The following is a 7,572-nucleotide window of genomic DNA, read 5'->3' as shown; positions in this document are numbered from 1 at the left end:
AATTTCGTCGATTGTAATATCTGGCTGGGCTACGATCAGTTGGTCTATGCCCTGCAAATCTTCTTCCGTCAGGGCCGGTTTCCTTCCTCGCTGACTGGTTTGAAGTTCTACACTGTCGGTTTTATTCTTTTGTCCCGCTCAAACGATACACTGTGCTTGTACTCACCTGGAAACACTTTGCCACTGTCGGTGCATCGCGGGTCTGTTCATATGCCTCTACCAGTAGTTTTCGCGCCTCGTTGTGTAACATTGCTATCACCTTCTGATAACAATCTACACCTTAAATCAATATACTGATATTTTACTGGATTGCTATAAATTGCTATAAATTATAGAATCCACCATCTTGTCAAGGCGGGGGGAAATTGCTATAATCTGCACATAACAGCAGTNTCCTGGGCGGCGGCATTCCCGGCCAGGACGCAGAAAAGAGAGGACGCTCCCTATGCGCATCAAACAACGAGTTTTATCCCTGCTGCTGGCCGGGGCGCTGCTGGTCCCCGGGCTTCCGGCGGCGGAGGCCGCCTGGGGCGGCGCGGACCTGGGCGGCATCTCNGCCACGGTCCGGGTGGACTGGCCCCAGACCCTGGAGGCCCTCCGGGATCGGAGGGTCCGGGCGGAGCTGTACCAGGAGGGCCGTTCCCTGGGAACGCTGGACCTGACGGAGGAAGACGGCCGGGCGGACCTGGGCGGCTATCCCGCCGTTGTGGCCCTGCGGAACCAGGACGGCGGAGAGCTGGGCGGCGGAAGATGGCCCGGCTATCTGGACATNTCCGTCTCCGGCCTGCCCCAGGGGAANTACACNCNGGAATTTACCGGGGNCGGCTACGCGGACTGCCGCCAGGAGCTGACCATTGACCGCTATTCCCAGCATGTCACCCTGGGCACGGCGGACGCCTCCTTCACCCTGGGGGACGTGGACGGCGACGGCCGGGTCAGCAGCCGGGACCGGGAGGAGCTGGCGGAGGCCCTGGGCTCCGCCGGCCGCNGGGACCTGGAGCGCTATGACCTGAACGGCGACGGCGTGGTGGACGTGTACGACCTGGCCATCGTCAGCCGGAACCGGAACGCCGAGGGCCGCCCGGAGGTCCGGGACACNACCCTCCTGGCCCCGCCGGTGGAGGAGGTCCGCCTGGGGGAGGGGGCCAGCCTGTCCTCCGGCATCCTGGAAGACCTGTTCCGGAATAACGGCCAGACCGTCACCCTCTCCGGCATGCCCTTGGAGCTGGCCGTCTCCCTGGCGGAGCCGGTGGAGATGGAGGAGATCCGGATCGTCTCCCCCGAGGGGCCCGAGGCCATGCGGGAGGGCTCCGTAGCCGTGACTTATGAGGACGGAAGCGGGGAAACCATCCCCNTCGACNNCTCCCTGCCCGAGGGGATTCGCGCCATCGGCCCCGTGGAGGGCAGCAGCGTGGTGAAGATCTCCCTGGGCCGCCGGGTGGCGGTAAAGGAGATCGTCATCACCGTCACCCGCACCGAGGGCGGGGACTATACCACCGTGGAATCCATCCAGTTCCTCCGGGAGATCATCCCGGAGCGGCCCTCCGCTGCCGGCGGCGTGGTGCGGAACCTCACCGCCGCCGCCGGAAGCGAGAAGGTCAGCCTCCGCTGGAGCGAGGTGCCCAACGTCTCCGGCTACCGGGTGGACTACTGGCTCCAGGACGGCAGCGCCAGCCGCCGCTCTTTGCGGGTGGACGTGCCCCGGGCGGAGGTCACGGGGCTGGAGAATCTGAAAACCTATCTGTTCACCGTCACCCCCGTGGACGGCGCCTGGGAGGGGACGGCCTGTGACCCCGTGTCCGCCACGCCCCAGCCCGCCCGGGCTCCCAGCGCGCCGGACATGGTGAGCGTAAGCTCCCTGGACAGCGCCCTGTCCGTGGGCTGGAAGGCGGCGGAGAACGCCACCTTCTATGAGGTCTATTACAAGGCCGAGGATGAGTCCGGCTACCGCCAGTGGGGCGGCCGCCTCAGCAATACCAGCACGGTTATTACGGACCTGACCAACGATGTCACCTATTCCATCTACATCCAGGCGGGGAACAGCGTGGGGGTCAGCGGGCCCTCCCGCACCGCCCTGGGAACCCCCAACGCCGTGGATTACTCCCGCCCGGAGGGCATCCCCACCGAGGGCGTTCTGGACTGGCAGGACATCGAAGAGGTGTGGCTGGCGAATCCCAAGAATGTCTCTCCCACCGCCTATCCCGCAAGCAAGCCCTTCCAGCCGGAGTTTATGGCCGACGGCGATTTCAGCACCCACTGGACGTCCCACTCCTACAACGACGGCAACTGGTGGGACGGGAAGCAGGTCCTGGCCTCCTTCAGCCGGCCCGTGGACCTCAGCAGCGTCATCTGGGTCCCCCGGCTGGACGGAAGCTATCCCAACAACCTCCGGCTCTACACCGTCACCGTCTGGCGCCAGGGCGACAATTTGAACGGCCCCGGCACCCTGGTGTCGCCGAATCCCCTTCAGGGGGGCAGCGCTTCCGACCATAACACCTGGCTGAGCGTGGGGAACAACCCCGCCGTGACGAAGTTTGCCGTGCTGCCCTTCGAGCCGGTGACGGACGTGGTGAAGATCGCCGTTACCATCGAGCAGACGGCCTACACGGCGGTAAGCCTGTCGGAGCTGATGTTTATGGAGTACGATCCGGCCCGCTGCCTGCCGGACAACNTCGCGGCCCTCTTCTCCGGCGAACTGCGGACCGTCCTGCGCCCCGGCGTCACCCAGGCGGACATCCAGGCCCTCCGGCAGCGGCTGGAGAGCGGCGAGCGGAACTATTACATGAACCTGGACACCCTGGCGGACGAGCTGGACCTGGCGGAGGAGCTGCTGCGGAGCGGGACCNCCTCCGGCGTGGTGCAAAGCGGCGTCCAGTCCCGCAGCGCCGGAGCGGACGCGAAGTACCAGCAGAGCGGCAGCGACCTCCAGCCCCTGGGCGTGGCCGCCGGGGCGGGGCAGGAGCTGACCATCTACGCCTCNGGCATCCCGGCGGGACAGAAGCTGACGGTTTACGCCAGCCAGTTCAACGCCGAGGCCTCCGCCTGGCGGGCGGAGATCGGAGCGCTGTCCAACGGGCGGAATGTGCTGACGGTTCCCCAGATCGGCAGCCAGAACACCCCCCGGGGCGGNAGCCTGTATCTGACCTACGGCGGCGCGAATCCCGAGGGCATCCGCCTCCACATCCGCCGGGGAACGNACATCCCGGNGCTGGAGCTGGCGGATTGGCATACCTGGAACGACGGCCAGCGGAGAACGGAGCTGGGCCGNTACGTGGACGAGCTGGAAGCCTATGCCGCCGGTCTGGCGGGAGACGCGCAGACGAACTTCCGCAACGTTACGGAGATTTCCACCCCCACCATGCTGCTCTCCCTGCCCGCGGCGGCGGTGCAAAGCGGCGCGGGCCGGAGCCGGGCGGAGCGGATNGAGACCCTGTACCNGGCCGTCCTGGCCTGGGAGGACGTGATGCACATCTGCAAAACCACCCAGGGCATCGACAAGACCTACGCCCAAAACGACATGCGGACCCGCCAGAACATCCGCTGCATGCAGATGTTCGCGGGAGCGTTCATGTACGCGGCGGGGAACCACATCGGCATTGGCTACGGCTCCTGCGCCGGCATGGCCTGCGGCAAGCCCATCAGCTCCATGGGGGCCTCCGACACGGCGAACCNGCTCTTCGGCTGGGGCATCGCCCACGAAATCGGCCACAACATGGATAAGCTGGGCAAAGCTGAAATCACCAACAACCTCTATGCCCTGATGGTCCAGACCTACGACGGGAAGCAGAACACCCTGGCCTCCCGCCTGGAGAAGAGCGGAAAATACCCGGGCATTTTCACAAAGACCGCCCAGGGCCTCCCCGGCGACTCCAACGACGTGTTCGTCCAGCTGGGGCTCTATTGGCAGCTCCACCTGGCCTATGACGGCGGGGACAAGCCCATGGACTTCTACAACCGCTTCTTCAAGGCCTGGAAGGCGGGGACCTATTTCGGCGGCGAAACCAATTATCAGGACCGGGTGGCCCGCACCGCCTCGGCGGTTGCGAACCGGAATCTGACGGAGTTCTTCACCCGCTGGGGCATGACCCTCNGCGACGGCACCAAGGCGGCGCTGGCGAAGCTCCCGGAGGAGACCCGGGCCCTCTGGTANCTCAGCGATCAAAGCCGCNGGGACCGGCTGGCAGGGGTTTCCCAGGGCCAGGGAACCGTCTCCCTGACAGCGGCTCTGGAGGGGGAGAAGGCGGTCAAGCTGACCATCACCTCCTCCGTCACCCAGGGGAAGGTCCAGGGCTATGAGATCCTCCGCAACGGCNTTCCCNTCGCCTCCANTACGGNGGCCGTCTATACGGATACCATCGGCTCCGCCAACCACCGGACCTTTNCCTACAGCGTCCGGGCCTATGACACCCTGGGGAACCGCATTGCCGAGGCCTCGGNCCCGGAGCTGCGGATTGCCTACGACAAAACCGTCCCGGCGGACGCCTATGACATTTCCCGGAACGGGACCACCGTTACCTTTACTATGANGGAGGAAACCCCGGTTTCCGGCTTGAAGCTGACANGGGTCCCCGNGTCGGGTAAATTCACCGTCACCGTCACGGATAAGGACGGAAAAACCACCACTGCCCGCTCCGGCGACTTCGGCCAGGGAAACCAGGCCGTGGACGACAAGAGCAGCTACCTGACCTATTTCCAGAAGCCCGGCGCGGAGGCGGCGGACACCCGCATTTGGACCTACGACGCCAAGACCGTTACCGTCACCGGCGTCCCGGAGAATGTGGCTCCCCAGCTCATCAGCTACGCCGGGGACGACGTGGCCTTCCTGGAGAACGGGGCCGTGGGCGTATTGTCCAAGGCGTACCGCTACGGCACGGAGGCCGGGCAGGTCATCCCCGCCGGGACGCTGATTGTCACCGGCACCTACCGGGGCGACCCGGCCTATCAGACGGTGAAGATCGAGGGCCGGTTCACCCGGACCGTCCTCACCGGAGAGGCGGAGGAGGTTCAGACTACCACCGAATCCCGCTGGCTGGACGGCAGGGCCCTGCTTTTCGCGGAGATTCCCGCCGACGGCAAGGTCTGCGACATCAGCGACGGCCTCTTCATCTTCATCCCCAACGTCCAGAAGGAGGCGGAGCTCCAGGGCGGGACCAGCGCGTGCAACGCCGCCAGCCTCCTGCCCGCCCAGATGCGGGCGGTGCTCTCCCGGACGGACAAGCCCACCCTGGCGGAGAGCCAGCGGGTAACGGCGGAGACTCTTTGGATCAACACCCCCGGCGGGGAGGACCTGCCGGCCATCGAATTGGAGGAAGGCGAATGAAGCGTATTGTATCCGGCCTTCTGGCCCTGTGCCTGCTCTGCGCCCTGCCGGTGACGGCGGCGGCCCGGGGCAATCCGACCCTCTTCTGCCGGGAGCGGGACGGCGAGGTCCGCCTCACCCTGGAGGGCCTGGACCGCCAGGTCTGCGCCCTCCAGCTGGAGCTGGCTTTAGAGGGGGAGTGCCCCGACGCCCGCTTTGCGTCCGGGCTTCGGGAGGCCTACAGCCCGGACTGCCATGTGGAGGCGGACCGGGATGAAACCGTTGTGACCATCTACCTGGTGGCGGNNGACGAGCCCCTGTCGGGNCGGTCCCTGGACNTGGGGACGCTGACGCCGGGGAGCGCCTTCCGCCTCCCCGCCCGGGCGGAATTGCTGCTGCTGGACCGGAGCCTCCAGCCCATCTTCGAGGGACGGATTTCCCTGGAGGCGGATCGAGACGAGCCCNACCCNGTCCAGAGCGTCCTGGCGTTCCAGGACGTGCGGCCGGGGGACTGGTGCTATGACGCGGTGCGCTACGTCTTTGAGGCGGGGCTGATGAACGGCACCGCCGCCGACACGTTCACTCCCAACGCCTCCACCACACGGGGGCAGATCGTGGCCANTCTCTACCGGCTGGAGGGCTCTCCCGCCCCCGTTCAGGGGAATGCCGATTNCTCCTTTATCCTCGTGGGGGGTGAGCCCGCCGGGCAGACCACCTTCAGCGACGTGGCCCCCGGGGCCTATTACGCCGCCGCCGTCTCCTGGGCCTCGGCGGGCGGCATCGTCAACGGCTACGGAGACGGGACGTTCCGGCCCAATAACCTCATCACCCGGGAGCAGCTGGCGGCGTTTTTGTATCGCTATGCCTCTCAAAAGGGGCGGGACNTGTCCGGCCGGACGGCGCTNAACGCCTTTGCCGACGCGGGACAGGTTGCCTCCTATGCCGTGGAGCCCTTGAGCTGGGCCGTGTCGGCGGGCCTGGTCAACGGCGTTTCCGCCGATACCCTGTCCCCCAGGGGGAACGCCAGCCGGGCCCAGGTAGCGGTGATCCTCAGCCGCTTCGTGCAGAACGTNCGCTGAGAGGTTTAGAAAAAAGAGAACCGGCGGACCGTTTCGGTCCGCCGGTTTTTTGCTTGGCAGGAAAAGCCCTTACCGCATGAGGTAACCCTTGGATTGCAGCTCCAGCTGCAAAGCCTCCGCGTGGCGGCTGTCCCGGGTTTCCAGCACCATGGTGACGATACAGGCCCCCACGTCGGAGTCCTTGTCCTCCCGGTTGTGGTTGACGCTGATGATGTTGGCCCCGCTGTCCGACACCACCTGGAGCATCCGCAGAAGGCTTCCCGGCTTATCCTCCACCTTGGTGGTCAGCTCCACCAGGCGGCCCGCCTTGGAAAGGCCCTTGGTGATGATGCGGGAGAGGGTGGTCACGTCCACGTTGCCGCCGGAGACCAGGCAGACGGTTTTCCGCCCCTCGGTCTTCACCTTGCCGAACATGCAGGCGGCCACCGGGGTGGCCCCGGCCCCCTCCGCCACGGTCTTCTGCTCCTCCATCAGCGCCAGAATGGCGGAGGCGATCTCATCCTCCGTGACGGTGACCACCTCGTCCACGTATTCCTTGCAGAGGGCGAAAGTCAGGTCCCCGGGCCGCTTTACGGCGATGCCGTCGGCGATGGTGGCTACGCCGGANAGCTCCGTGGGNTCCCCGGCGTGAAGGGAGAGGTACATGGAAGGGGCCCCCGCCGCCTGGACGCCGATAACCCGGCAGTCCGGCTTCCGCTGCTTCACGGCGTAGGCCACGCCGCTGATGAGCCCGCCGCCGCCGATGGGGACCACCACCTGCTCCACCTCCGGCAGCTGTTCCAGGATTTCCAGGCCGATGGTGCCCTGCCCGGCGATGACGAACGGGTCGTTGAAGGGGTGGGCGAAGGTATAGCCCTCCTCCCGGCAGAGGCGCTGGGCCTCCTCCGCCGCGTCGTCGTATACGCCGGGGACCAGCACCACCTGGGCGCCGTAGCCTTTCGTGGCCTCCACCTTGCTGATGGGGGCCCCGGCGGGCATGCAGATGACGGAGGGGATGCCCAGCCGGGCGGCGGACAGGGCGATGCCCTGGGCGTGGTTCCCGGCGGAGCAGGCGATGACGCCCTTCTCCGCCTCCTCCGGCGTCAGGGATCGGATTTTGTTGAAGGCCCCCCGGAGCTTAAAGGAGCCGGTGAGCTGCAAGTTCTCCGCCTTGATGTAGAGGTCCCGGCCCAGCCTGGGGGCGGGGTGGAGGGG

3 protein-coding genes are annotated in these 7,572 nt (G+C 66.3%); 2 read left to right on the top strand and 1 reads right to left on the bottom strand.

Features of this window, described 5'->3' with window-relative positions:
- Positions 1–445: 445 nt before the first annotated feature.
- Both JX325_RS10385 and JX325_RS10380 read left to right on the top strand, forming a co-directional pair.
- The gene (locus JX325_RS10385) at positions 446–5,320 is read left to right on the top strand and encodes a M60 family metallopeptidase (RefSeq protein ID WP_204791066.1); all 4,875 of its coding nucleotides are present in this window, start codon (positions 446–448) and stop codon (positions 5,318–5,320) included.
- Positions 5,317–6,378, top strand: a complete 1,062-nt coding sequence (locus JX325_RS10380; RefSeq protein WP_204791065.1) for an S-layer homology domain-containing protein — start codon at positions 5,317–5,319, stop codon at positions 6,376–6,378. Before JX325_RS10385 ends, JX325_RS10380 begins: the two co-directional genes overlap by 4 nt.
- Before the next feature lie 69 nt (positions 6,379–6,447).
- Here the strand turns inward: JX325_RS10380 and ilvA are convergent.
- On the bottom strand, positions 6,448–7,572 hold a 1,125-nt coding region (gene ilvA / locus JX325_RS10375; RefSeq protein ID WP_204791064.1), incomplete at its 5' end, for a threonine ammonia-lyase.

The sequence above is a fragment of the Oscillibacter sp. CU971 genome (assembly GCF_905219725.1).
Taxonomy (GTDB): Bacteria; Bacillota; Clostridia; order Oscillospirales; family Oscillospiraceae; genus Oscillibacter.
Note: the sequence above shows the minus strand (reverse complement) of the source record. Positions and strands in the feature narration are given on the sequence as shown.